Origin of the sequence: Mesorhizobium sp. M0189, assembly GCF_040322135.1 — a bacterium.
In the GTDB taxonomy this organism is placed as follows: Bacteria; Pseudomonadota; Alphaproteobacteria; order Rhizobiales; family Rhizobiaceae; genus Mesorhizobium.
Map to the genome: position 1 here is coordinate 120646 of NZ_JAMYSW010000009.1, position 23858 is coordinate 144503.

General features: G+C 62.9%; 21 protein-coding genes. 13 read left to right on the forward strand and 8 right to left on the reverse strand.

From position 1 onward, the window contains the following. Window positions 1–43: 43 nt before the first annotated feature. The 3 genes from carA to NKJ09_RS18275 all read left to right on the forward strand — a co-directional run bounded on the left by carA (window position 44) and on the right by NKJ09_RS18275 (window position 1909). Window positions 44–1258, forward strand: coding sequence for a glutamine-hydrolyzing carbamoyl-phosphate synthase small subunit (gene carA, locus NKJ09_RS18265; RefSeq protein WP_352494939.1), 1215 nt, complete (start codon window positions 44–46; stop codon window positions 1256–1258). A 346-nt stretch (window positions 1259–1604) separates the two neighbouring features. Continuing rightward, window positions 1605–1766 carry a hypothetical protein gene (locus NKJ09_RS18270; RefSeq protein WP_023719348.1) on the forward strand — a complete coding sequence of 54 codons (162 nt, stop codon included), beginning with the start codon at window positions 1605–1607 and terminating at the stop codon, window positions 1764–1766. Window positions 1767–1786: 20 nt separating this feature from the next. After that, a complete protein-coding gene (locus tag NKJ09_RS18275) occupies window positions 1787–1909 on the forward strand; it encodes a helix-turn-helix domain-containing protein (protein ID WP_352483216.1) in 123 nt (40 codons plus the stop codon). Between the two features lie 53 nt (window positions 1910–1962). Here NKJ09_RS18275 and NKJ09_RS18280 read toward each other — a convergent pair whose 3' ends face one another. The 3 genes from NKJ09_RS18280 to ypfJ form a co-directional block, all read right to left on the reverse strand. Continuing rightward, entirely contained in the window at window positions 1963–2910 is a 948-nt protein-coding gene (locus NKJ09_RS18280) for an alpha/beta fold hydrolase (protein WP_352763224.1), read from the reverse strand. 309 nt (window positions 2911–3219) lie between these two features. Beyond that, window positions 3220–4485: a TCR/Tet family MFS transporter gene (locus NKJ09_RS18285; RefSeq protein ID WP_023719350.1), complete on the reverse strand. Its 1266-nt coding sequence runs from the start codon at window positions 4483–4485 to the stop codon at window positions 3220–3222. Window positions 4486–4637: 152 nt separating this feature from the next. Beyond that, window positions 4638–5558, reverse strand: a complete 921-nt coding sequence (gene ypfJ, locus NKJ09_RS18290) for a KPN_02809 family neutral zinc metallopeptidase (RefSeq protein WP_023719351.1) — start codon at window positions 5556–5558, stop codon at window positions 4638–4640. Window positions 5559–5764: 206 nt separating this feature from the next. Between ypfJ and NKJ09_RS18295 the strand changes: the two genes are divergently transcribed. Both NKJ09_RS18295 and NKJ09_RS18300 read left to right on the forward strand, forming a co-directional pair. After that, window positions 5765–6712 carry a hypothetical protein gene (locus NKJ09_RS18295; protein WP_352516005.1) on the forward strand — a complete coding sequence of 316 codons (948 nt, stop codon included), beginning with the start codon at window positions 5765–5767 and terminating at the stop codon, window positions 6710–6712. Window positions 6713–6872: 160 nt separating this feature from the next. Further along, window positions 6873–7811, forward strand: coding sequence for a hypothetical protein (locus NKJ09_RS18300; protein ID WP_352763227.1), 939 nt, complete (start codon window positions 6873–6875; stop codon window positions 7809–7811). 34 nt (window positions 7812–7845) lie between these two features. Here NKJ09_RS18300 and mntR read toward each other — a convergent pair whose 3' ends face one another. Further along, window positions 7846–8301 (reverse strand): manganese-binding transcriptional regulator MntR, encoded by a 456-nt coding sequence (gene mntR, locus NKJ09_RS18305; RefSeq protein WP_023678308.1) that lies wholly within the window; start codon window positions 8299–8301, stop codon window positions 7846–7848. Window positions 8302–8537: 236 nt separating this feature from the next. On the opposite strand from mntR, the gene NKJ09_RS18310 reads away from it, so the two are divergent. Together NKJ09_RS18310 and NKJ09_RS18315 are read left to right on the forward strand one after the other, a co-directional pair. Then, a complete protein-coding gene (locus tag NKJ09_RS18310) occupies window positions 8538–9905 on the forward strand; it encodes an Nramp family divalent metal transporter (RefSeq protein ID WP_352483177.1) in 1368 nt (455 codons plus the stop codon). Window positions 9906–10056: 151 nt separating this feature from the next. Beyond that, complete coding sequence (locus tag NKJ09_RS18315) at window positions 10057–10710, forward strand: dihydrofolate reductase family protein (RefSeq protein ID WP_352494935.1); 654 nt, start codon at window positions 10057–10059, stop codon at window positions 10708–10710. 55 nt (window positions 10711–10765) lie between these two features. On the opposite strand, the gene NKJ09_RS18320 is transcribed toward NKJ09_RS18315, so the two are convergent. Beyond that, window positions 10766–11635: a LysR family transcriptional regulator gene (locus NKJ09_RS18320; protein ID WP_023719355.1), complete on the reverse strand. Its 870-nt coding sequence runs from the start codon at window positions 11633–11635 to the stop codon at window positions 10766–10768. A gap of 92 nt (window positions 11636–11727) precedes the next feature. Here NKJ09_RS18320 and NKJ09_RS18325 point away from each other — a divergent pair, with 92 nt between their 5' ends. Next, on the forward strand, window positions 11728–12327 hold the full coding sequence (locus NKJ09_RS18325; protein WP_352494934.1) for a LysE family translocator: 600 nt from the start codon (window positions 11728–11730) through the stop codon (window positions 12325–12327). Between the two features lie 11 nt (window positions 12328–12338). On the opposite strand, the gene NKJ09_RS18330 is transcribed toward NKJ09_RS18325, so the two are convergent. After that, complete coding sequence (locus tag NKJ09_RS18330; RefSeq protein WP_352494933.1) at window positions 12339–13130, reverse strand: SDR family NAD(P)-dependent oxidoreductase; 792 nt, start codon at window positions 13128–13130, stop codon at window positions 12339–12341. A 196-nt stretch (window positions 13131–13326) separates the two neighbouring features. On the opposite strand from NKJ09_RS18330, the gene NKJ09_RS18335 reads away from it, so the two are divergent. Beyond that, window positions 13327–13785 carry a MarR family winged helix-turn-helix transcriptional regulator gene (locus tag NKJ09_RS18335; protein ID WP_352516007.1) on the forward strand — a complete coding sequence of 153 codons (459 nt, stop codon included), beginning with the start codon at window positions 13327–13329 and terminating at the stop codon, window positions 13783–13785. A gap of 38 nt (window positions 13786–13823) precedes the next feature. Here NKJ09_RS18335 and NKJ09_RS18340 read toward each other — a convergent pair whose 3' ends face one another. After that, window positions 13824–15002 (reverse strand): MFS transporter, encoded by a 1179-nt coding sequence (locus tag NKJ09_RS18340; RefSeq protein ID WP_023719359.1) that lies wholly within the window; start codon window positions 15000–15002, stop codon window positions 13824–13826. Window positions 15003–15184: 182 nt separating this feature from the next. On the opposite strand from NKJ09_RS18340, the gene NKJ09_RS18345 reads away from it, so the two are divergent. Both NKJ09_RS18345 and NKJ09_RS18350 read left to right on the forward strand, forming a co-directional pair. After that, complete coding sequence (locus tag NKJ09_RS18345) at window positions 15185–15541, forward strand: ArsR/SmtB family transcription factor (RefSeq protein WP_352763233.1); 357 nt, start codon at window positions 15185–15187, stop codon at window positions 15539–15541. A gap of 91 nt (window positions 15542–15632) precedes the next feature. Further along, window positions 15633–16379: a metallophosphoesterase family protein gene (locus NKJ09_RS18350; protein WP_352494931.1), complete on the forward strand. Its 747-nt coding sequence runs from the start codon at window positions 15633–15635 to the stop codon at window positions 16377–16379. Between the two features lie 116 nt (window positions 16380–16495). On the opposite strand, the gene NKJ09_RS18355 is transcribed toward NKJ09_RS18350, so the two are convergent. After that, the gene (locus tag NKJ09_RS18355) at window positions 16496–18904 is read right to left on the reverse strand and encodes a DNA/RNA non-specific endonuclease (RefSeq protein WP_352494930.1); all 2409 of its coding nucleotides are present in this window, start codon (window positions 18902–18904) and stop codon (window positions 16496–16498) included. A 47-nt stretch (window positions 18905–18951) separates the two neighbouring features. Between NKJ09_RS18355 and NKJ09_RS18360 the strand changes: the two genes are divergently transcribed. Together NKJ09_RS18360 and carB are read left to right on the forward strand one after the other, a co-directional pair. Continuing rightward, window positions 18952–20055 (forward strand): SH3 domain-containing protein, encoded by a 1104-nt coding sequence (locus NKJ09_RS18360; protein ID WP_352494929.1) that lies wholly within the window; start codon window positions 18952–18954, stop codon window positions 20053–20055. A 264-nt stretch (window positions 20056–20319) separates the two neighbouring features. Next, window positions 20320–23823: a carbamoyl-phosphate synthase large subunit gene (gene carB / locus NKJ09_RS18365; protein WP_352494928.1), complete on the forward strand. Its 3504-nt coding sequence runs from the start codon at window positions 20320–20322 to the stop codon at window positions 23821–23823. Window positions 23824–23858: the final 35 nt, after the last annotated feature.

Genomic DNA, 23858 nt, shown 5'->3' on the forward strand with positions numbered 1-23858 from the left:
TTTGTTGCGCCGATTGAGGAGCGCAGCCTTTAGGAGTGCCGCCATGGCAACGATGACCGCCGCATCGACCCCCCCTTGGGCCACCGAGAAGCCGACCGCCCTGCTGGTGCTGGCCGACGGCACCGTCATCGAGGGCCGTGGTCTGGGCGCTTCCGGCTCCGCCGTTGCCGAGGTCTGCTTCAACACCGCGCTGACCGGCTATCAGGAGATCCTCACCGACCCCTCCTATGCCGGCCAGATCGTCACTTTCACCTTTCCGCATATCGGCAATATCGGCACCAATAACGAAGACATCGAGGATCTCAATCCGCTGGCCCGCGCCGGCGCCGTCGGCGCCGTGTTCAAGGCCGATGTCACCAACCCGTCGAATTACCGCGCCGGAACCGGTCTCGACCAGTGGCTGAAGAAGCGCGGCATCGTTGCACTTTCGGGCATCGACACGCGCGCGCTGACCGCGCTGATCCGCGAAAAGGGCATGCCCAATGCCGTTATCGCGCACGCCCCAGACGGTATCTTCGACATCGAAGACCTCAAGCGCCGCGCCGCCGCATGGTCGGGGCTTATCGGGCTTGATCTGGCCAAGGAGGTCACCTCCGGCCAATCCTCGGTCTGGCGCGAGACACCCTGGGCCTGGAACGAGGGCTTTGGCGAACAGGCCGACCCGTCGATGCACGTCGTTGCCATCGATTATGGCGTCAAGCGCAACATATTGCGCCTGCTTGCCGGCCTCGGCGCCAGGGTCACCGTGGTGCCGGCCAAGACCGGCGCCGAGGAGATCCTGGCGATGCGGCCCGATGGCATCTTTCTATCCAACGGCCCCGGCGATCCGGAAGCCACCGGCGACTACGCCGTTCCGGTCATCCAGGATCTGTTGAAGACCGATATCCCGCTGTTCGGCATCTGCCTCGGCCACCAGATGCTGGCGCTGGCGCTGGGCGGCAAGACCGCAAAAATGCATCAGGGCCACCACGGCGCTAATCATCCGGTCAAGGACCACACCACCGGCAAGGTCGAGATCGTCTCGATGAACCACGGCTTTGCCGTCGACGCCGACTCATTGCCGAGCGGCGTCGAGGAAACCCATTTCTCGCTATTCGACGGTTCGAATTGCGGCATCGCGCTCACCGGCAAGCCGGTCTTCTCGGTCCAGCATCATCCGGAAGCCTCGCCCGGCCCGCAGGATTCGCACTATCTGTTCCGCCGCTTCGTCAACCTGATCCGCGAAAAGCGTGGCGAACCGGCACTGGCCGAGCGCTGACCAAGCCGATGCATCAGCTATAACATATCGGCGGCGCGTGATCTGGACAACTTGCCTCCGGACGTCCGCGAGCAGGTCTCAGAAAGTCTGATTTCTTACGCAGTCGGCGGTCGCGGAGATACCAAGCGCCTCGTCGGCAGGGAAGGTTACAGACTTCGGATCGGTCGCTACCGAGTCATGTTTGACGAAGACCGCGCCACGATCCTTGCGGTCTATGTCGGCAAACGCGAAACGACAACCTACCCGTCGGCCATAGTAGGACAGAACACCATGAACGCCCCGCAAATCATCAAGACCCCAACCGGTGAGGAGCTGGTCGCTATCCCAAGGGGACTACGAGATCCTTTTGCGTGCCGCCGAAGAAGCTCTGGAAGACGCTGCCGATGCGGCGATCTACGACGAGCGTAAGGCCGATCTCCGAGCGGAAAAGGCACTGCCCGCGGACGTGACCATGGACATCTTGCGGGCTCCAGCCGGCTCAAGGCGCTGCGCAACCGGCGGCGGCTGACGCAATCCGATTTGGCGGCCATGATCGGCGTCAGCCAGGGTTTTCTGTCGGACCTGGGGTCCAATCGCCGCAAACCATCGGCGCAGACAGGTGCAATGCTGGTCAAGGCGCTCGACATTCCAACCGAATGGATTGAGCACTAGGTGATGCTACACTGGTTTGCGGCTTCTTCTCCCTTGGTTTTAGCTGATCCCGGTCATGGCGCACCGGCGCCGGCGCGCTTCTCAATCAGCTCGGCAACCGCATCAGGATTGTCGGCCAGCACATAGTGGCTCGCATCGGGGATCTCGGCGCGCTCGACATGGCTCATGCCCTTGGCGCGGTAGCCGGCGAGGAAGGTCGGCAGCAGCGCAACAAAGGGGGACTTCTGGCCGAAGGCGATGACGAGCGGAACGGTGCTCGGCGCCGTCTGGGCGGCGTTCCATTCGGCATCGCTGGGGAAGGCGCGGTAGATCTCGAACGCGGCATGCAGTTGAGGCGCTCGATAGATGCGAAAATAGTATTTGCGTTCCTGCCTGGTGAACTTGCCGAAGTCGAGGAACCAGCCAAGCACGGCGGCCTGCCGACCGGGAACCACCTTTTCGGCGAGGCCGCCGGGCGCCTGGATGAAACCGATATGCCACGTGCCCGACATCGCCTTGTCCCAGCCGTCGATGCCGGGCATCGGAACATCGAGGATCATCGCACCGCGCAGCGTGTCGGGAAAGCGCCTGACATAGGCATAGGTGACGATGCCGCCGAGGTCGTGACCCACCACATAGGGTTTTTCCAGATGCAGAGCGTCGGCAAGCCCATGGATCTGCGCCGCAAGATTGGCGGCTTCATAGCCGCCCCTGGCAGGCTCCGAGCGGCCTATGCCCGGCAGGTCGACGGCAACGACGGTGAAGCGTTGCGCCAGTCTCGGCATGACGGCCTGGTATTCGTTCCAATCTTCCGGAAATCCATGCACCAGGATAAGGGCTGGTCCGTGCCCGCCACGCAGGTAGTGCATGCTGCTGCCGTTCACCGCGGCTTTGGCCGAGGTGAACCCGGGCGGCACCTGACCTGCCCGTCCAGCAGGCGCCGCATGAGCCGCCACTACAACGAGCACCGCGCAGACAGCCACAGCCATGAGCGCCGCGCGATGAAGTATCCGGTTCAACATGTTGCTCTCCTCTCGTCTTCGATCCAGGCCCCGCGTTTGTTGCTTCTGACGTAAACTAGGGCGGGAGTTCGAATGGTCAGAGTTACAAAATGCGGCGCGAATGCCTCGAGGCGGACTGCGCGATTACCGGAGTTGCGTTGTTGCCCTCATTCCTATTTTTTTTCAATGAAGCCATTAAAACCGGTCAACCGGTCTGTTTAAGTCGCGCAAAGAGAAGAAGGCTCCCGAAGAACCAGTGTGACGGGCATTTCGTTGGCCGGATCTGTCTCCACAGCCCGTCCTTGGTCAGGGCGATGCGGCCGTCATGGCTCATATCTGTGCTCCGTCTTCAGCAACGCCGGACGTGACGTTTCTGAGCGCCGCCGGCTTGGCTACTTTCGTGACGAAGACGATGAGCGCCAGCGTCAGGAAAATCGCGCCGAGCAGGTAGGGTGCGCCGCCGAAGGTCACGGGCGCGTTCGGCCCCGTGAACCAGGAAAAGATCGCCGTATAAAGCAGCGGCGTGATGATCGAGGTGATCGAGAAGATCGACGTCATCGCGCCCTGGAGTTCGCCTTGTGCCGAAGGCGGCACCTTGGCGGCGGCAAGGCTCCTGAGCGGCGGATCGGCCAACGCCTCGAGGCAGCCGACGACGATCACTGCATAGATCATCCAGCCTTGCGACGCGAATGCGTAGCCGAAGGCGCTGAGTGCCGTAAATGCCAGACCGATTACCGCCGTCTTCCACTCACCGAGCTTGGGGATCACGCGCGGCAGGACCGTCGCCATGACGATAGCCCCGCACAGGCCGAAGGCACCGAGCGAGAAGCCGATCTGTTGTTCGCTCCAGCCATAGCGATAACTGGAGACGAACGACCAGACCGCAGGATACATCATGTGCCCCAGCGTCATCAGAAAGAAGACAAGCCCGATCCAGCCGATGCCTTCGTAGTTGCGCATCTGGACGAGCGTGCCGACCGGGTTCGCGCGTTTCCACTCGAAGCGGCGACGATGCTTGCTATCAAGCGTTTCCGGCAACAGAAACAGCGCGATCAAAAAGTTTACGAAGGCAAGCCCGGCAGCGAAATAGAATGGCACGCGCGGCCCGAACGTGCCGAGCAACCCGCCCAGAACCGGCCCGATGACGAAGCCGACGCCGAAAGCGATGCCAAGCAGGCCGAAATTCTTCGCACGGTTCTCGTCGGTCGAGATATCGGCGATGAATGCCGATGTCGTGGAATAGCTGGCGCCGGAAATGCCGGCCAGCACACGCCCGATGAACAGCATCGGATAGGACCAGGCGATGGCACAGATCAGATTGTCGATGGAAAACGTCAGCACGGAGGCGAGCAGAATCGGCCGTCGTCCGAACCGGTCGCTCAACCCGCCCATCACTGGTGCGAAAATGAACTGCATCGCCGCATAGGCGAAGAACAGCCAGCCGCCCTCGATAGCCGCCTCACTGATGCCGACGCCGGTCAATTCTCTGAGATAGGCCGGCAGCACCGGCATGATGATGCCGAAGCCGATGATGTCGAGCAGCAGGGTGGTGAAAACAAGCGCAAGGCCCCGCCTGGCGGTTTTGGGGTCTATCATGATGGTATCTCCTCGGGCCGCCCGGGGCGAAGGCGAACGCACCTTATAGGCGAACACATCGCTGGGAACAATGAGGGAACGGGCAGGGTGTTTTCATCCTGACATCCCCTGACTGCTATCCAGTCTCTCGGATTCGCGAGAAAACCGTCGGCTCAGATCGGATTGTTGAACGTGTCGCAGTCCGAAAGCTTGCCGTTCTGGAAGCCTCGCGCCAGCCAGGCCTGCCGCTGCTGCGACGTGCCGTGGTTGAAGCTTTCCGGCACGACGTAGCCCTGCATCTTCTTCTGCAGCGTGTCGTCGCCGATCTGCTTTGCGGCGTTCAATGCCTCCGCCATGTCGCCCTGTTCCAAAATGCCCTTCTGGCCGGTGAAATGTGCCCAGATGCCGGCAAAGCAGTCGGCCTGCAGCTCGACCTGCACCGACATGTGGTTGGCGTCGGCCTCGCTCATATTCTGCCGCATCTGGTTGAATTTGGGCAGGATGCCGACGAGGTTCTGCACGTGATGGCCGACCTCATGCGCAATAACATAGGCCTGTGCGAAATCGCCCGAGGCACCGAACTGCTGATCGAGTTGCTGGAAGAAGGTGGTATCGAGATAGACCTTGCGATCGTTGGGACAGTAGAATGGTCCGGCCGCTGACGAGGCCGAACCGCAGGCGGAGCGAATCTGGCCGCTGAACAGGACCAGTTTTGGATCTTGATAGGTCAGGCCCTCGGACTGGAAAATACCAGTCCAGGTATCCTCGGTCTCGGCCAGCACGGTCGACACGAACTGCTTCATCTCGTCGGAGGCCGGCGCACCGGTACCGCCGCCTTGCTCGCCGCTATTGTCGGTGATCTGGCCGCCGCCGCCGGGCTGCAAGCCGCTGTTATCGAGGATCTGACTCGGGTCGAAGCCGAAATACCACCCTGCCAGGAAAATCAATCCTACGATGATGATGCCCGACATGCCGCCGCCGCCGGCGCGACCTCCGATCGGGATGCGAAACTGCCCCGGCCCGCCGCCAAGCCCGCCGCTCTGGCCGCGCTCGTCCTCGACATTGTCACTCTGACGACGGCCCTTCCAGAGCATGGCAACCCCCGTGATGCATGTTTGCAATCAACCCGCCGATGTCCTGGCCGGTTCCAACCCAGCAAACAATTATCCCAATGGTTACGCCAAGTCACAGTATTTTTCGCGCTAATAAGCAATGCCGGCTGACGCGGGTCTGCTCTGGCTTAGACGTCGCAAGGTCTGTAGCATCCACCGTGGCTGTGGAAGCGAGGGGGCGCTTGCGGATGATCGGGCGGGTTCTGTTGCTGTTTGCGGCATTGTCTTGCCTAGGCCCCGTGCCGGCCAGCGCCGTCACTCTCGATTCCAGTGTCGCAATCACCGATCCCGAGACCTTGCAGGCGCTCGAGCGCGGCGGGCTATCGATCAGCCGTCTGCTTGGGCCAGCGCTCGGACTGACACGCGACGTCGACAATCGCGGGCTGTTTTCGGTGCGCGCGCTGAGCCCGGTCCGCAACGCCGTCAAACAGCAGATCGTAGACGAACCAAGGAACAGCCCCGACTCCTATGTAACCGCTCTGGCAAACTCGAAAGACATCACCCAGAAGTTCAATCCGAAATACATCGACGACGACGGTTCGACGCTGGACCTGACCGGCATCGTCAATCGCATGGATCGCGGCTATCTCGGCCACACCGAATGCGGCGAGATCAGGCTGATCTACCGCTTCCACTATTCGGTCGAGGAGAAGCCTGGGCAACGCATCTCGTCGCGCCTGCCGCTGACCCTGAGCCTGGTCTTCAACGCCATACCGGCTTCGGCACAGATTCGCGCCTCGAAGGACCGTCCGCGCTCGGCTAACGGTTCCTGCGCGGACGTGGCGAAGCGCTGGCTTGTCGCCGGGCAGAAGAATCTGGAGCCGGATCAACTGGCGGCCTGGCTGCGCTCGGAAGAAGGCCCGCTTTCCAGCGCGATGTTGAATTCTTCGCAGATCATGCGGCTCGAGCTCAACATGCAGGTCGTGCGCCTATCGGCTTCGAGCCGGCGCGATTTCGGCGGCCACGCTGAGTATCTGTTGAAGATATTCAAGTGGGACCCGGCCAAAGCCATTTTCCAGGAAGCGAAATGGAGAACCAGATCGACCGCAAGCTGGTGCTGGCCGACAGGCAAACCTTCGAAAGATGGCTGCTCACCGATCGCAACATCTATGATCTCGACCGTGGCCGCCTGGTGATCGACGAAAAATTCCTCGCGACCACCGCGGTTTCGGTGGCACCCGGCGGTATGAGCCGGTCGCAAAACAATTTGGCTTTTGGGCTGCTCGACGACGATGCTATCGACAAAGCGCTCAGGACTATGTCGCAAAGGGCAATACGCTTCGCACCGTCAAATCGGTGGCCGGCTTCAATCTGCGCCTCAACGAGATGACCTGCACCGGCTGTCACCAGACGCACGGCATCGCCGGGTTCCATTACACCGGCGCCGACCCGGCCAGCGAACCGCGCCGCAACGCGGTGTTCGTGCCGGGCTCGGCTGTGTTTTTTGCCGACCTGCCGCGCCGCCGCGCCATTGTCGAGTCGTTCGCCGCTGGCAGACACCCGGATTTCAGCCGCGGCTTTGCCGGCCGTCCGGAGGCAAAATACGCCGAAGCGCTGAAAGGCACCGATCTCTACAATGGATGGGGCTCGATCTGCTATCGCGGCGCCGACCCAAGTTTCGTGGACTGGACCTGCGACGAAGGCCTGCGTTGCGCCGGGGTCCACGAGAGCGCCATCCATCCGGGCTTTGGTACCTGCGTCAGCGAGGCCGGCACCGCAGTCGGCGATCCGGTGGAGTTCGGCGAGATCAGGATGTCGAAATGGGGCAACGACCAATATTGCCGTCTGTCACCGGCAACCGCGAAGGCCTGCGCCATCGACCCGGCCAGGGACAGAAAACCGCCGATAAAGCTCGCCGGCTATGGCGCGGCGCGCCAGCGTTACGATAATCCCGAGCAGAAGACTGGCGGCTTTCCCGGCGGCATGCTGCGCAAGGCGACCTGCGAAAAGCTGCCCGACGAGGCAAGCTGCGGCCGCCTCGCCAAGACCGGCTTCAACGACTGCATAGGCTCCGGCAAGGACCACGAATTCTGCACCAGGGAATTCACCAAGACCGCTGGCCTGCGTGCTTGCGACAAGGCCCATCCCTGCCGCGAGGACTATATCTGCACCGCCGGTTTTGACGATCTGCCGGAAGCAAAGCCCGGCAAGGGCACTTGCATCCCACCCTATTTCATCTTCCAGTTTCGCGTCGATGGTCACCCGCGCAACTGGGTGCAGGATACGAACGAGTGAGCAGGTCAGTCGCACTGCATATCGCTTCGATCAATCAGCGGGCGGCGATTATTGCCTTGCGAAAGGCTTCGAGCGTCTCGGCGCTGACATGGTGCTCGATGCCTTCGGCGTCGATGCGCGCCGTCTCGGCGCTGACGCCGAGCGAGCGCAGGAAAGCCTCGACCGTCTGGTGGCGAATGCGGCTCTCTTCCGCAACCTTCCGCCCGGCATCGGTCAGGAACACGCCGCGATAGGGTTTCCGGGAGACCAGCCCGTCTGCGCACAGCCGCGTCAGCATTTTCGCCACCGTCGGCTGGGCGACGCCGAGCCGTGCCGCGATGTCGACCTGGCGCGCCTCGTTGCCGTCCTCGATCAGGTCGGCGATGAGCTCGACATAATCCTCGACCAGCGCGCTGCGGCGCGCTTCACGCGTCTGCCGGAACCCTTCCGAGTGGATTTCTGCGTCAGGCAGCGGCTTTTCGCGAGGAACCGGTCTTTTCTTCAGCGCCAATACGCGCTCCTCCCGGCAGTTTGAATCGGCATTGCAGTCATAACACGGAACCCTATTGGTTCTGGCCGTTTATTTCCATTCGGTGGCCGGCGCAACCGGCGTTCACTGCCGTTCCGGTCGCACCGTCAAGTGGGCACACGAAAAAGCATGAACAATGAAATATAGCATATTGCATAATGTTCAGCCGTGGCATAGATAAGGAGACAACATCGATCGTTCCAGTGGAAAGCCATTTCATGTCGGAAGCCGAAGCCACCTCAGCCCCCCGATCCATGTGGCGATTTGCCCGCCCGGAAGACGACGAGCAGCCCAGCCTTCGCGAAGTCAACGCAACGATCGCGGTGCCGCACTCGGGGATCTGGCTTCGCCGGCTGTTCGCCTTCGTGGGGCCGGGCTACATGGTTTCGGTCGGCTACATGGATCCGGGCAATTGGGCGACCGACCTCGCCGGCGGTGCCCAGTTCGGTTACACGCTGCTATTCATTATCATGTTGTCGAACCTGATGGCGATCCTGCTGCAGGCGCTCGCCGCCCGGCTCGGCATCGCCACCGGCCGTGACCTTGCGCAGGCGTGCCGCGCCTATTACCCGCGGCCGGTCAATTTCATGCTGTGGGTCGCTTGCGAACTGGCCATCATAGCGTGCGACCTGGCCGAGGTCATTGGCACGGCGATCGCCTTGCAACTGCTGTTCGGGATTCCGCTGATCGGCGGCGCCATCATCACCGCGCTCGATGCCTTCCTGCTGTTGTTGCTGATGAACAAGGGCTTCCGTTTCCTCGAGGCCTTCATCATAGCGCTTTTGATTATCATCTTCGGCTGCTTCGCCATTCAGATCTTTGCCGCCGCGCCGCCGGTCGGCTCCATCCTGCACGCCATGTTCGTGCCGTCGTCCGAGATCGTCACCAATCCGGCGATGCTTTACATTGCCATCGGCATCATCGGCGCCACGGTGATGCCGCACAATCTCTATTTGCACTCCTCGATCGTGCAGACCCGCGCCTACGAGCGCACCGATCGCGGCAAGCGCGACGCCATCAAATGGGCGACGACCGACTCGACCATCGCGCTGATACTGGCGCTGTTCGTCAATGCTTCCATCCTGATCGTGTCGGCGGTGGCGTTCCACGGCACTGGTCATCATGACGTCGCCGAGATCGGCCAGGCCTTCGAGCTGCTGTCGCCGCTACTCGGCCTCGGCATTGCTTCCATTCTGTTTGCCGTGGCGCTGCTTGCCTCCGGCCTGAACTCGACGGTGACGGCGACGCTGGCCGGCCAGATCGTGATGGAAGGCTTCTTGCGGCTGCGCATCCCGCAATGGGCGCGCCGCCTGCTGACGCGCGGCATCGCCATCATCCCGGTGGTGGTCGTCACCGCCCTCTATGGCGAGAAGGGCACCGGCCAGTTGCTGGTCTTCAGCCAGGTGATCCTGTCGATGCAGCTTCCCTTCGCGGTCGTCCCGCTGGTGCAGTTCGTCTCGGACAAGCGCAAAATGGGCAATTTCGCCATTTCCCGCGCCGTCGCCGTGCTGGCGTGGGTGGTTGCCGCCCTCATCCTGGTGCTCAACTTCAAGCTGCTCTACGATACGGTCGTCGGTCTGGGCTGAGCGTCTGCTCCAAACTGACGCAACTAAGGTCGGCAGTCATCCGCCCTTCCAGCCCTGGAAATTTGCCGGCCGCTGTCGGACAAATGTCCGTTCGCCCGTCCTTGGCTCGAAGTCCGGCCATGACGGCACGGATCAGGGAAAGGGAGCTCCAATGAGGAAGATCATCGCCGCAACATTCGTCAGCCTCGACGGCGTCATGCAAGCGCCCGGCGGCCCGCACGAGGACCCGGTCGGCGGCTTCAAGTTCGGCGGCTGGACGTTCCACTACTGGGACGATGTGATGGGCGCCGCCATGGGCGAGACGTTTTCAAAACCGTTCGCGCTGCTTCTCGGCCGCAAAACCTACGACATCTTCGCCGCCCACTGGCCTTATCAGAAGAATGACCCGATCGCCGACAGCTTCAACGCCGTCACCAAATATGTGGCGACGCACAGGCCAGATACGCTGTCCTGGCAAAACAGCCAGCCGCTCGGCAGCGACGTCGTGGCGACATTGCGCCGGATGAAGCAGGAGGACGGCCCGGACCTGCTCATTCAGGGATCGAGCGAGCTGATCCAGACCTTGCTCGCCAATGACCTGATCGACGAGATCAGCCTGCTGATTTTCCCGCTGGTGCTGGGCAAGGGCAAAAAACTGTTCGGCAGCGGCACAATACCTGCCGCCTTCAAGCTGACCCGCTCGCAGGCATCGACCACCGGTGTCATCATGGCGAGCTATGAACGCTCCGGCGAGATCAAGACCGGGTCCTTTGCCACGGAGCAGCCGTCCGAAGCCGAGATCGAGCGGCGCAAGAACTGGAAATAGAGGCTGCCGAGGCGATCAAGGACGGCTGAACACTGGCCGTCCTTTTTGCTGTTTTCTAAGCCGCCTCCCGTCGCCGTGCCAACCCATCGCGGAGGTGGCCTGCGAACGCCAGTGCAGCCGGCGCAAGGCCGTGCTTCGGCAAATGCAGATTGATCGAAAAATTCGGCAATGACGGCAGTTCCGGATCGTTGGCCAAAATATCAAGGTCGGCAGGCACGGTCGATGCCAACCAGGTGGTGACGGCCAAGTCCGAACGCACCGTCGCTGTCGTCGCGTCGATGCTGCCGTTTTCGAATACGGTGCGCCATTCCAGCCCGTGCTCGTTAAGCGCCTCCAGCACCACCGGGCGGAACGCACAGGTCTCGGCCACCATCGAAACCGGCAAGGGGCGCTTGCTGCGAGCCCCGCCGCCTTTGGCGCCGACCCAAACCAGCCGGTCGACAACAAGGCATTCGCCGGCCGACCGACCGATCGGCTCCTCGATCACCGCGAGCTCTATCGTGCCGGCCGCCAAGGCCGCAGCCAACTCCGGCGACGAAGCACAGATCAGCGAAATCTCGACCTGCGGATACGCCTCGGCATAGGCCTTGAGCACCGGCGCAAGCAAGGTGCCGACAAGGTCATACGGCACGCCAAGCCGCACCTGACCGGCAACCGCATCGCCCGCCATCTCCGCCAGGATCTCGTCATTGAGGGAAAGCAGGCGCTTGCCCTTGCCGAATAATCGCTCGCCGGATCGGGTCAACCGCAATCCACGCCGGTCGCGCTCGAACAGCCTGCAGCCGAGAACCTCTTCCAAACGCTTGATCTGCTGGCTGACGGCACCTTGCGTCAAATGCAGCGCATTCGCTGCTGCCGTCATGCTGGCCTTATCGGCAACGGTGACGAAGGTTCGGATCAAGGCGGTATCGAGATTGCGAGCCATCTGACTATTATGCTTCTTAATAGCGACCATCGCAAACATTGCATTTACTGATGAACCAAAAGACCTACCGTGCAGGCTTCAAAGGAAGCAGCATGCTTGAAACCGTCCTTCCCCTCGTGCTGTTCGCGCTGGTCTCAACCTCAACGCCCGGCATGGCCACGACCTTGTCGACGGCGTCCGGCGCGCAGTTCGGCTTTCGCCGCTCTATACCGCTGATGGCCGGAAGTGCGGCCGGCCTGGCCACGGTGGCTGCGGCAGGTGCTGCCGGGCTCGCCGGTCTGCTGGCCGCCGCCCCTTCTTTGCAACTGGCAATGAAAATAGCCGGCACCCTCTATCTGGTATGGCTTGCCCTCAAGATCGGCCGCAGCGGCCCGCCCAATCTGAACGTGACCATGGCAAAGCCGAACAGCTTTTTGGGCGGCGCCGGCCTGCAATGGATGAACCCAAAGGGCTGGGCCATGGGGCTGGGAGCGGCGGCATCTTTTGCCGCGCTCGCCAGCGGGCCACTGCAGCTCGCCTTGCTGCTCGGCACGGTCTTCGGCCTTGCCGCGGCGCTATCGCTGGCGGCGTGGTGCGTGGCGGGCACGCTGCTCGCCCGGTTGCTGCGAACCGAGCGGCAGTGGCGCATCCTCAACGCCGTGCTTGGCTTGCTGCTGGCCGCCTCGATCATTCCGATGTGGCGGACAGCGTAAGACCAGTTATTTCAGGCAGCGTAGCGTGCCGCCGGCTTGCCGGCCAGCAGGCTACCGAAGAAGCCTTGTCGGACGCCAAGAAAGGCATCCACCCCGGCAACGTCGGCAAGACCCGGTGCCGTGAACGCTTCACCCTTGGCCAGGCCGGCAAGCGCGGCATCGACCAGATCGTCCGCAGTCATGACAATCTCTTGGGGCACATTGGCAATATCGCTTCCGGCGACTTCCCAGAACTCGGTCCGCGTGGCCCCCGGCAGCACGACCTGTACGGCTACACTGCTGTCGGCGACTTCCCGCTGCAGGGCCTCGGTGAAGTTGACGACATAGGCCTTGGTGCCGCTATAGATGCCGCCGAACGAGGTGTCGAAGGCCAGCACCGAGGCGATGTTGACGATGGCGCCGCGGTTGCGCGCCAATAGTCCCTGCAGCACCGCGCGCGTCAGCCGGGTCAGCGCCACCACATTGACTTTGATCATGCGCTCGGCGACATCGGCGTCGGCCGTTGCCACCACCTGCGCGCCGCCAAGGCCGGCATTGTTGACCAGCAGCGTCACGCTGTCGTCGGTTGATATCGCCTGTTCGACCCGTCGCAGATCGGCGTCGTCGGCCAGGTCGGCGCTGATGACGCTGACCTTGATGCCATACGCGTAGCGGAGCCTCTCCGCCAATTCCTCCAGCCGGTCGGCGCGCCGCGCCACCAGCACCAGATCATACCCTTGGCCGGCGAGCCGGTCGGCATAGACCGCCCCGATGCCGGAAGAGGCGCCGGTGACGACCGCCGTGCCTTTGTCCTGATTGCTCATTGTCTTGTTCCTTCTGGTTCGATCCCAAATGCCGGTGCCGCAGCGCAACACCCTTGCTTCGACTGGCAGATCGATTAATGGCATATGCCACTATCGATACGTAGGCATATGCCACCATCTTGTCAATCCGCGGAGCAAGGACTATTTCTGGTTTGCATCGAGGGTCCCTTCCGGTCCCCTCATCGGAAATCCGCCAATGTCCCAAACCACCCTGCCCGGCCTGGTGTTTTGCAACAACGCCATGCTACGCCGCGCAACGCGGAAACTCGGCCAGTTCTATGACGATGTGCTCGCGCCCTCCGGCATTAAGGCCACGCAGCAGGGCCTGCTCTATCAAATCCACGTCGGCAATGAACCGACCATGGGTGCCATTGCCGCAGCCCTCGTCATGGACCTGTCGGCCCTCGGTCATACGCTGAAGCCGCTGATCCGGGACGGTTATGTCGAGGCCTTCGCCGACCCTGCCGACCGCCGCATCAGGCGCGTCAGGCTGACACCGCAGGGCTGGACCAAGCTCGAAGAAGCTCTGAAGCTGTGGCAAGTCGCCCAGCAGCGCTTCGAGGAGATGTTTGGAAAAGAGCAGGCGGCAAGCCTGCGAGCGGCGCTGGACGAAATCGCCGCGTTGGATTTTGACGCAGCGCCGGCCGCGAGTTGAATTATCGGCGGCCGGCAGCCAAGCTTTGCTAACAAGCCTTATTCGGCCGGCATCGCCACCGGACGTGCGGCCAGGTGTCCCGCCAGCATCACGCCCAAACCAATGATCGGGAATGCCGCCGCGACCACGCCGAGGTCGGCCGGTGCGCCATAGCGCAGCACCGCGGCGCCGACCACGGCCCCCAGTGCGACGCCGAGATAGAGCGCCGAAGCGTTCAGCGACAGCACGATGGGCGCGGCATCGGGCGCCAGCTTGATGATGCGGCTGGCCTGCGCCGGTGGGAACGCCCAGCCGACGATACCCCACGGCACCATCATGGCCATCAGTGCCGGCCCGGCGATCTCGCGCGGCAGGAATGTCGGGATCAGCGAAAACGTGACCAGCATGGCAGCACTCAGCGCCAGCGACCAGCAGACGGTGCGCGTCGCGCCGAAACGGTCGGCGGCCTGCCCACCGCCGATATTGCCGATGACCGCGCCGACGCCGAAGGCGAGCAGCATTCCAGGTAGCGCGATCGGGCTCAGGCCGCCGCCTTCGATGGCGAGCGGCGCGACAAAGGCAAAGACAGTGAAGGCGCCGATCAGTGCCAGGATCGTCGTCACCAGGATGGGCATGACGCCGGGGCGAAGTGCCGCTGCCAATCGCATCCGGAGCGGCAGCCTGGTGCCGACGATGCCGCGCGGCAGCCGGTACCACAGGATCGCGCCGGCGAGCGCGCCAAGGCCGGCAATGGCAAAGAAGGTGCCGCGCCAGCCGGCAACCGTCGCAACAAGCGCGCCAAGCGGCGCGCCGACCGCCACCGCAACCGTGGTGCCGCCGACGACCACGGCAATGGCGCGGGCGCGGTGATGATCGTCGACAAGCGCAACGGCCGTTCCCTGCGCGGTCGCCGCGAACAGGCCTGACGACAGCGCCATGACGATGCGCGCGATCAACAGCAATTCGAAGGAGGAACTCAGCGCCGCGGCGACGTTGCCCAACACGAAGAACACCAGCGTCCACAGGATGACGCGGCGCCGGTCCCATTCGCCAGTCAGCGTTGCCAGGATCGGCGTGCCGATCGCATAGGCGAGCGCAAACGCCGTGATCAGCGTGCCGGCGAGCGGAACGGAGATGGCCGCATCCTTTGCAATGTCGGGCAAAAGGCTGGAGATGACGAAACCTTCGGTCGAAATCGTGAACGATCCGAGCGCAAGCCAGATGAGGCGCTTATCCATGGCAATTTCCTTAGTTCAAAGGTTATTGAACAATTGGACATAACAGGGCATGATGTCAATGAGCTTGTGCAGACTAATCGAACCCTACTGACAGCCCTGTGTCAGGACAGGCCCGAATACTACCAGAACCGCGAAGGATCAGATGCGTTGAAATCGGCCCCGAATGTGCTTAATTCCTGGTCATGACCTTGCCCCATCCCACCGCCGACCAGATCAGCCTGCCGAACGTGCTTGCCGTGCTCGGCGACCCGACGCGACTGGCCATCGTGCGCTATCTCGCGAGCAAGGAGGGCGTGCCGCTGAATTGCAGCCGGTTCCTCGACCTCTGCTCGAAGACCAATCTGAGCTACCATTTGGCCAAGCTGCGTGAGGCCGGCGTTACCCGCACCGAGGCGGTTGGCACCAGCCGGCTGATCACGCTGCGCCGTGACGATCTCGACCGCCGCTTCCCGGGTCTGCTCGACAGCGTCATTGCCGCGGCCGGCGACGACGCATCGTTGCGGGCGGTCGGCGGCCACGAGATCGAGGTCCGCGCCTAGAGCGACCCCGAAACTGGGTTTCGCTCTCGCCCGCTTCGCGACGACGAGCAAAATAGCTTCACCTGCTCTCCAGCCATTAACGGAGCCTGCCATGCGCATTGCCGTCCTCGCCGACATCCACGGCAATGTCCTGGCGCTCGACGCCGTGCTCGACGATCTGCGGCGACGCGGCGGCGCCGACCTCATTGTCAATCTCGGCGATTGCGTTTCCGGCCCGCTCTGGCCGCGCGAGACCATGGAGCGGCTCGAGGCGCTCGACCTGCCGACGGTGCGCGGCAACCACGACCGCCGCGTTGCCTACGACACCGCCGACGAGACCATGTGGCCTTCCGACCGCTACGCGCATGAACGGCTGGCGGCAGCCCAGCGCGAGGCGCTGTTCGCGCTGCCCGTCACGCTGGAGGTGGCGCCTGGCGTGCTCGCCTTCCATGCCCGGCCCGACCACGATGAAAAATACCTGGCTGACGCGATAGTCGACGGCCGGCTGGTGCGCGCCCCACTGGCCGCCATCGAACGGCGACTCGGCGCGATCGATCCCGCCTGCCGCATCATGCTTTGCGGTCACAGCCACCGCAGCGAGCTGGTCCGCATTCCCGGCGGTCCGGTCATTTTCAATCCAGGCAGCATCGGCTGCCCGGCCTATCACGACGACACGCCGCCGGCGCATGTCTCCCAACAAGGCTCGCCGCACGCCCGCTATGGCATCGTCGACCTGCATCCCGATCGCTTCGAGGCCATCGCCGTCGATTACGACCATGAGGCGGCAGCGCGTCAGGCCGATCAGGCGGGACGGCCGGAATGGGCTCACGCGCTACGCACCGGCTTCATGCCGGGTTGACCGCGTTCATACCGGGCCGAACGAGGAACAGGCTGAGCTTGCCCATGCCAGGCTGAACGGATGACCGCCTTCGAGCGGCAGGCAAGCAGCCTCAATGGCCGCGACCGGTCCAATCTTCACTTGTCGGACGCGGATCGCTTCGATCGCCTGGCAGGACGTCGGGTGCTGGCCGCCGAAGTCTTGGTCACTGAAGTCTTGGGCGATGAAGCCTTTGGCCGTGAGGTCTTGGGCGCCAGTTGCGTTGGGTTGAAAGTCTGTGCGGGGGCCGATTCGGATCCGGCCCGAATGTCGGCGTCGCGCACCTGCTGGCCAAAGTTCAGGCCAGTCAGTTCTTCAATCTCGGCCACCGTCGAAAGGAACTCCGATACCCTGGCAATTTCAAGCGGGTCGTCGAATGCCTCGGCACGCCCACCGAACGCTTCGGGCATCACTTCCAAAACCGGCTTCTGGTCCGCCAGCAGCGCGATGGCGCGCAGGCCAGCTTGATCGGACCACAGCGCGATCTTCCAGAATTTCAGCGGAACATGGCTGTTGAAGCGGTAAGGAGGATCGTCCTCGCGGAACACTGGGCCGGCGAACACCGTGACACGGCCTCGCGTCGTATAGGCGTTGCGCAGCACATAGGTTTCCACCGCGCGCCATCTCAGTTTCCCCTTGGAGCCGGGATGGTCAAGCGAGCTTCCCTGATTGAAGAAGCCGACTTGCGGCGCAGCATTGGGATAGAAAAACGTGTCCCGCTCTGCCGCGACCGCCTCCTGATCCACTCCCCATGCAGGGTCGCCGCGAAGCGTAATATGGCCCTTCTGGAACATTCGAGCTATTCGTTCCTTGGATTTTAGGACGGGAAATCCAGGCACATTCTGGCTCGAATAGAATTCCTGGGTCATCTGCTCGCCAGGGTCGATGCGACGGTCGGGCCGGAAAGCGTCGCTGGCTTCCGCACCGGAAATCGACTCCACTCCCAACTCGACAAGCGACGGATTGTCGATGACGGTCTTGTCGTCACGATTGACCGCCTTGGTGCGAGATCCATCGATATTGCAAGCGGTGACGAAGGCAAGCCTGCGATCGGCGTTCATCAAGATCGAAAAATGATGATAGCGCAATTCGTGTGGATCCTCGCCCGGTTTGGCAAGAAGGTTCTTGGCCAACCGGTAGGGTGAATTGGCAACCGTCGGCATTGGCAGGACAAAGCCCGGTATGAAGCCGGGTTCATACCCTCCGCGATCGTCGAAATCCTCTGTTTTCCAAGCCGCTGCCTCGGCGATTGCTAACTTTGCGGGTTCGCTTGCCGGGCCTTCGTCGCTTCGTCTCGCATCGCCTCCGTCGCGGTCGATCAAGGGCGCCCGGACATTTATCTCGACGGGAAAAGTCCAGGTGACCGAGCCATCGGCGTTGTGTCTCGTCGCCGGTGGATTGTCATCCGGTTCCGGCCGCTGCACCGGCTTGTCCAGCACATCTTCGCGAATGTCGGCGTTCAGCCGAACTGTCTCGTCCATCATGCGCGGCGTGCCGGCCCAAATCGCCAGAGCTTGCGAAACCGCCGATGCCGAGGAGCCCGGCAGCCTGGACTTTCTAGCGCCCAGATCGTCAACGATGGCGCTGATCCTTATGCCTTCGTTGATCTCGCGCGTCAGCGCATAGCCACCTATGCCCGTCACCTCGTGGAATGGCCCTGCCCAATGGTGCAGGGCAATTGGCTCCCATTCATTGTTGAAAACCGGTGAACCGGACGAACCCTGTTCGGTATCGGCAACATAGTGCAGCACTTGAACCGTTTCGTCGCGGGCCACCAGCCGGTTTTCACGCAGCACCAGTTCCTTGAAGCGGCCATCGGGGTGCTGAACGATGTTGGCGATTTCGCCAAGCATATGCTTGTCGCGCGCGTCCGACAGCGAGATAAAACCGAACTCCCCCAGTTCCTTTGGGCCGGAACGCCGCTCGCCGACCCCGATCAGCGTATAGTCCAGACCCTCTATGCTATCGGTCACGAAACAGGATTCAGGATCGAGCAGGAACGTCGTCGGCGTGCGCACGGCATTCGCACCGTCCTGCTCATAATCGAACTGGACCTGGAAGCGCCGGGAATCTGCCGGCGACGAAATCACATGGTTGTTTGTGAGGAACAGCCTTGGCCCGACCAGGAAACCCGATCCTTGTGGATTGCCGTTGAGAAAGGCAACGCGGCCGACCGCATCGGCCACACGGCGCCCACGCTCCAGAAATGCGACACCGATGAAATCGAGCGTTGGGCCGAGAATTGCCTCCGGTCCTGGCTGTTTGGCGGCGGCCTTTCTCTCCCCGGCAGACCTCATGTCGATTGCTGCCGATATCATCTCCGCTTCGGTGCGGCTGAGCGACGCTTTTACCTGCAACCTGTCGAGTCGCCTGGAGAGGGTCTGTTCGGCGGCCAGCGGATTGCCGTTGGCGATGTGACCAAGTGAAGCCTCAATTTCCGCGCGCGTTTTCTTGATACGCTGGCGAACTATGTTTTCCACTTGCGCGAATATTTCAAGGTCGACCATCTTTCCCTCCCAAACCTTACTTGAGAGAGTGCATATTTACATGAAATGTGCAATATTTTGCCGGCTTTCAGCTCACGGAAGTGGCCTGCTCCGCGATTCAACACGCGGCACCTTACTCATTTTCGGGGCTTACACAGCGCCGCCTCGTCGCCTATAAAAACCGGCTGGCGTGCGATGGCGTTTCCGTGCCTGGCCGCGCCTTCGGCAATGCAACCTACCGCCCATGGCAGATGATTAGGCGCACAGTAACACTCCCGACGACGCTGCTTGCGGTGATTGCCGCTCCGCTGATGCTGGCGGGCCCGCCGGCCAGTGCCCAGGAGCCGGAGCCCATCATCTCGATTGTGACTGGTCTCGCTCCGGGTGATCTCCTGAACGTGCGCGCCACGGCATCGGCGATGGGCAAGATCGAGGCGCGGCTGCCGATTGGTTCGAGCTTGAAAAATCTCGGCTGCGGCGACGTCAGCGGCCATCGGTGGTGCAAGGTTGAAGACATTGACGACCCCAAGCTGAGCGGATGGGCGCCCGCGCGCTACCTCGACCCTATCAATCCCCAGCAAGTGACACCCCAGGCGGCGGCCAATACGGAGAGCCCTGCCTCTCAACCGCTGCCCGATCTGACAACGCGCCTCGGCGCGACCGCTCCCGAAACGGAGCTGAACTCCGCTGACGCAATCGGCAGGGTGGCGATCGAGGATGCTTACCGCCTGGCCCTGGCCGCTGGAAACCCCTCGACCGGACAGGTTGATGGATCGGCGCCCGCGGCAATGGGTCCCGTCCAAAATTTCGGCGCGGCCAACGCGGCGCCTCCGCCCGACGCACAGACCGTTGCGCGGCTTCAGCCGCCGGGGACACCGGTCCCTGGTGCTGGCAACGCCATCCCTTGCGCGCGCTATCTCGGCCAGCCGATGACCAACTGCAAGGCGGCGGTCGTGCGCACCGGCGACAAGACCGACGTGACCGTGACATGGCCCGATGGCGGCACGCGCATCATCAGCTTCAAGGCCGGCAAGCCGGCCGGCTCAAACGGGCCCGGCGAATTCCGCTTCACGCGCGAAGGCAGCCTGAACATGATCCGCATCGGTGCTTCCGAGCGGTTCGAGATCACGGATCAGTTGGCTGGGTTAGGGAATAAGGCAGTAGGGCAGTAGGGCAGTATGTTTAAAAGGGCGCTCGAACCTCTGCCTACTCCCCTACTCCCCTACTCCCCTACTCCCCTACTGCCCTACTCCCCTACTGCCCTACTGCCCTACTGCCCTACTGCCCTACTCCCCTACTCGCATTTTAGGGGGTTACATCCGGCAAAACTCTTCCCTATAAGGCCCTCCTAGCCTGATACCAGAATCGCGAGCACAACCGGCCGGGTCATCCCGTCCGGCTTTTTGTGCAAGCCGCCCGCCGAACGGACCCTCGACATGCCAAGACGCACCGACATCAAGTCGATCCTGATCATCGGGGCCGGCCCCATCGTCATCGGCCAGGCCTGCGAGTTCGACTATTCCGGCACCCAGGCCTGCAAGGCGCTGAAGGAAGAGGGCTTTCGCGTCATCCTGGTCAATTCCAACCCGGCCACCATCATGACCGACCCGGAACTGGCCGACGCCACCTATATCGAGCCGATCACGCCCGAAGTGGTGGCCAAGATCATCGCCAAGGAGCGGCCGGACGCGCTGCTGCCGACCATGGGCGGTCAGACCGCGCTCAACACCGCTCTGTCGCTGCGCCGCATGGGCGTGCTCGACCGCTATAATGTCGAGATGATCGGCGCCGACGCCACGGCCATCGACAAGGCCGAGGACCGCGCTTTGTTTCGCGAGGCGATGAACAAGATCGGCCTGGAAACGCCGAAGTCGATGCTGGCCAACGCCACCGACGTCAAGAACGCCGACCGCAAGACGCACGAGGCCGAGCGCGCCGCGCTGAAGGCCGAGAAGCCCGAAAACCTCGACGCCGCGCTCGACGCGCTGGAGACCAGCTGGAATCTCGGCGAAGGCGACCGCAAGCAGCGCTACATCAGCCACGGCATGGCGATTGCAGCACAAGCGCTCGACCATGTCGGCCTGCCCGCCATCATTCGCCCGTCCTTCACCATGGGCGGCACCGGCGGCGGCATCGCCTACAACCGCGCCGAATTCTACGAGATCGTCCAGTCCGGCCTCGACGCCTCGCCGACCACCGAAGTGCTGATCGAGGAGAGCGTGCTCGGCTGGAAGGAGTATGAGATGGAGGTCGTCCGCGACAAGGCCGACAATTGCATCATCGTCTGCTCGATCGAGAATATCGACCCGATGGGCGTGCATACGGGAGACTCGATCACCGTCGCCCCGGCGCTGACGCTGACCGATAAGGAATACCAGATGATGCGCAACGCCTCGATCGCGGTGCTGCGCGAGATCGGCGTCGAGACCGGCGGCTCCAACGTCCAGTTCGCCGTCAACCCGGCCGACGGCCGCCTGGTAGTCATCGAGATGAACCCGCGCGTCTCGCGCTCGTCTGCGCTGGCCTCCAAGGCGACCGGCTTCCCGATCGCCAAGATCGCGGCCAAGCTCGCCGTCGGCTACACGCTGGACGAGCTGGAGAACGACATCACCGGCGGCGCGACGCCGGCCTCGTTCGAGCCGAGCATCGATTATGTCGTGACCAAGATCCCGCGCTTTGCCTTCGAGAAGTTTCCCGGCGCCGAGCCGGTGCTGACCACCTCGATGAAATCGGTCGGCGAGGTCATGGCCATCGGCCGCACCTTCCAGGAATCGCTGCAGAAGGCATTGCGTGGACTGGAAACCGGCCTCACCGGCCTCGACGAGATAGAGATCCCCGGCATCGGCCATGGGAACGCGCCGGCCAGCCATGTCGATGACCGGAACGCTATCCGCGCCGCTCTGGGCACGCCAACGCCCGACCGGCTGCGCATGGTGGCGCAGGCGATCCGCATGGGCACCTCGCTGGAAGACGTGCACGCAATGTGCAAGATCGACCCGTGGTTCCTCGAGCAGATCGCCGGCATCCTCGACATGGAGGCGCGCATCCGCGAGCACGGCATCCCGCAGGACGCCGCCAATCTGCGTATGCTGAAGGCGATGGGTTTTTCCGACGCCCGCCTCGCATCCCTGGTGAGGAAGGACGTCGAAGAGATCCAAAAAATTCGCGAAAAACTCGACGTTCATCCGGTTTACAAGCGCATCGACACTTGCGCCGCCGAGTTCGCTTCGCCCACCGCCTATATGTACTCGACCTATGAGGTGCCGTTCGCCGGCGCGCTCGCCAACGAGGCTCAGGTATCGTCGCGCAAAAAGGTCGTTATCCTCGGCGGCGGCCCCAATCGCATCGGCCAGGGCATCGAGTTCGACTACTGCTGCTGCCATGCCGCCTTTGCGCTGCGCGACGCCGGTTTCGAGGCGATCATGGTCAACTGCAACCCCGAGACCGTGTCGACCGACTACGACACTTCCGACCGGCTCTATTTCGAGCCGCTGACGCCGGAAGACGTGTTGGAGATCCTGCGCGCCGAACAGGCCTCGGGCGAACTCGTCGGCGTCATCGTCCAGTTCGGCGGCCAGACGCCGCTGAAGCTCGCCGACGCGCTGGAAAAGGCCGGAATCCCGATCCTCGGCACTTCGCCCGACATGATCGATCTGGCCGAGGACCGCGACCGCTTCCAGAAGCTCTTGCACAAGCTCGGCCTCAGCCAGCCGAAGAACGGCATCGCCTACTCGGTCGAGCAGGCCCGCCTAGTCGCCGGCGAGCTCGGCTTCCCGCTGGTGGTGCGCCCGTCCTATGTGCTCGGCGGCCGCGCCATGCAGATCATCCACGACGAGAGCATGCTGCAATCCTATCTGCTCGACACCGTGCCCGGCCTGGTTCCGGAGGACATCAAGCAGAAATACCCCAACGACAAGACCGGCCAGATCAACACGCTGCTCGGCAAGAACCCGCTGCTGTTCGACACCTATCTGTCAGGCGCCATCGAGGTCGATGTCGATTGCCTCTGCGACGGCAAGTCGACCTACGTCTCCGGCATCCTGGAGCACATCGAGGAGGCCGGCATCCATTCCGGCGACAGTGCCTGCTCCCTGCCGGTGCACTCGCTGCCCTCGGAACTGGTCGACGAGCTCGAGCGCCAGACGGCAGCCCTTGCCCGCGCGCTCAATGTCGGCGGCCTGATGAACGTGCAATATGCGATCAAGGACGGCACCGTCTATGTGCTGGAGGTCAACCCGCGCGCGTCGCGCACCGTGCCGTTCGTCGCCAAGACCATCGGGCGGCCGATCGCCAAAATTGCCGCCCGCATCATGGCCGGCGAAAGCCTGGAAGACGCCTTCGCCCATTACGGCGCCATGCCCGACCCGCGCAATCCCGGCCACATCGCGGTCAAGGAAGCGGTGTTCCCCTTCGCCCGCTTCCCCGGCGTCGACATCTTGCTCGGCCCGGAAATGCGCTCGACCGGCGAGGTCATGGGCCTCGACCGCGATTTCGCGCTTGCCTTCGCCAAGAGCCAGCTCGGCGCGGGTGTTGATCTCCCCCGCGCGGGCACGCTGTTCGTCTCGGTGCGCGATGAGGACAAGAAGGGCATCCTGCCGGCGGTCAAGCGCCTTGCCGGCCAGGGCTTCAAGGTGCTCGCCACGTCAGGCACCGCCCGCTTCCTCGCCGAAAACGGCGTCGCCGCCGAGAAAATCAACAAGGTGCTGGAAGGCCGCCCGCACATCGAGGACGCCATCCGCAACCGCCAGGTGCAGATCGTCTTCAACACCACGGACGGCCAGAAGGCGGTCTCGGACTCGAAGTCGCTCCGCCGCGCCACGCTGATGCAGAAGGTGCCGTATTACACGACGCTGTCGGGCGCGGCTGCGGTGGCTGAGGCGATTGCGGCGCTGCGGGCGGGAAGCCTCGAGGTGAGACCGCTGCAGGAGTATTTTGCCTAGGGCGATTAGCCAATCTCCCTCCTTGTGGGGGAGAT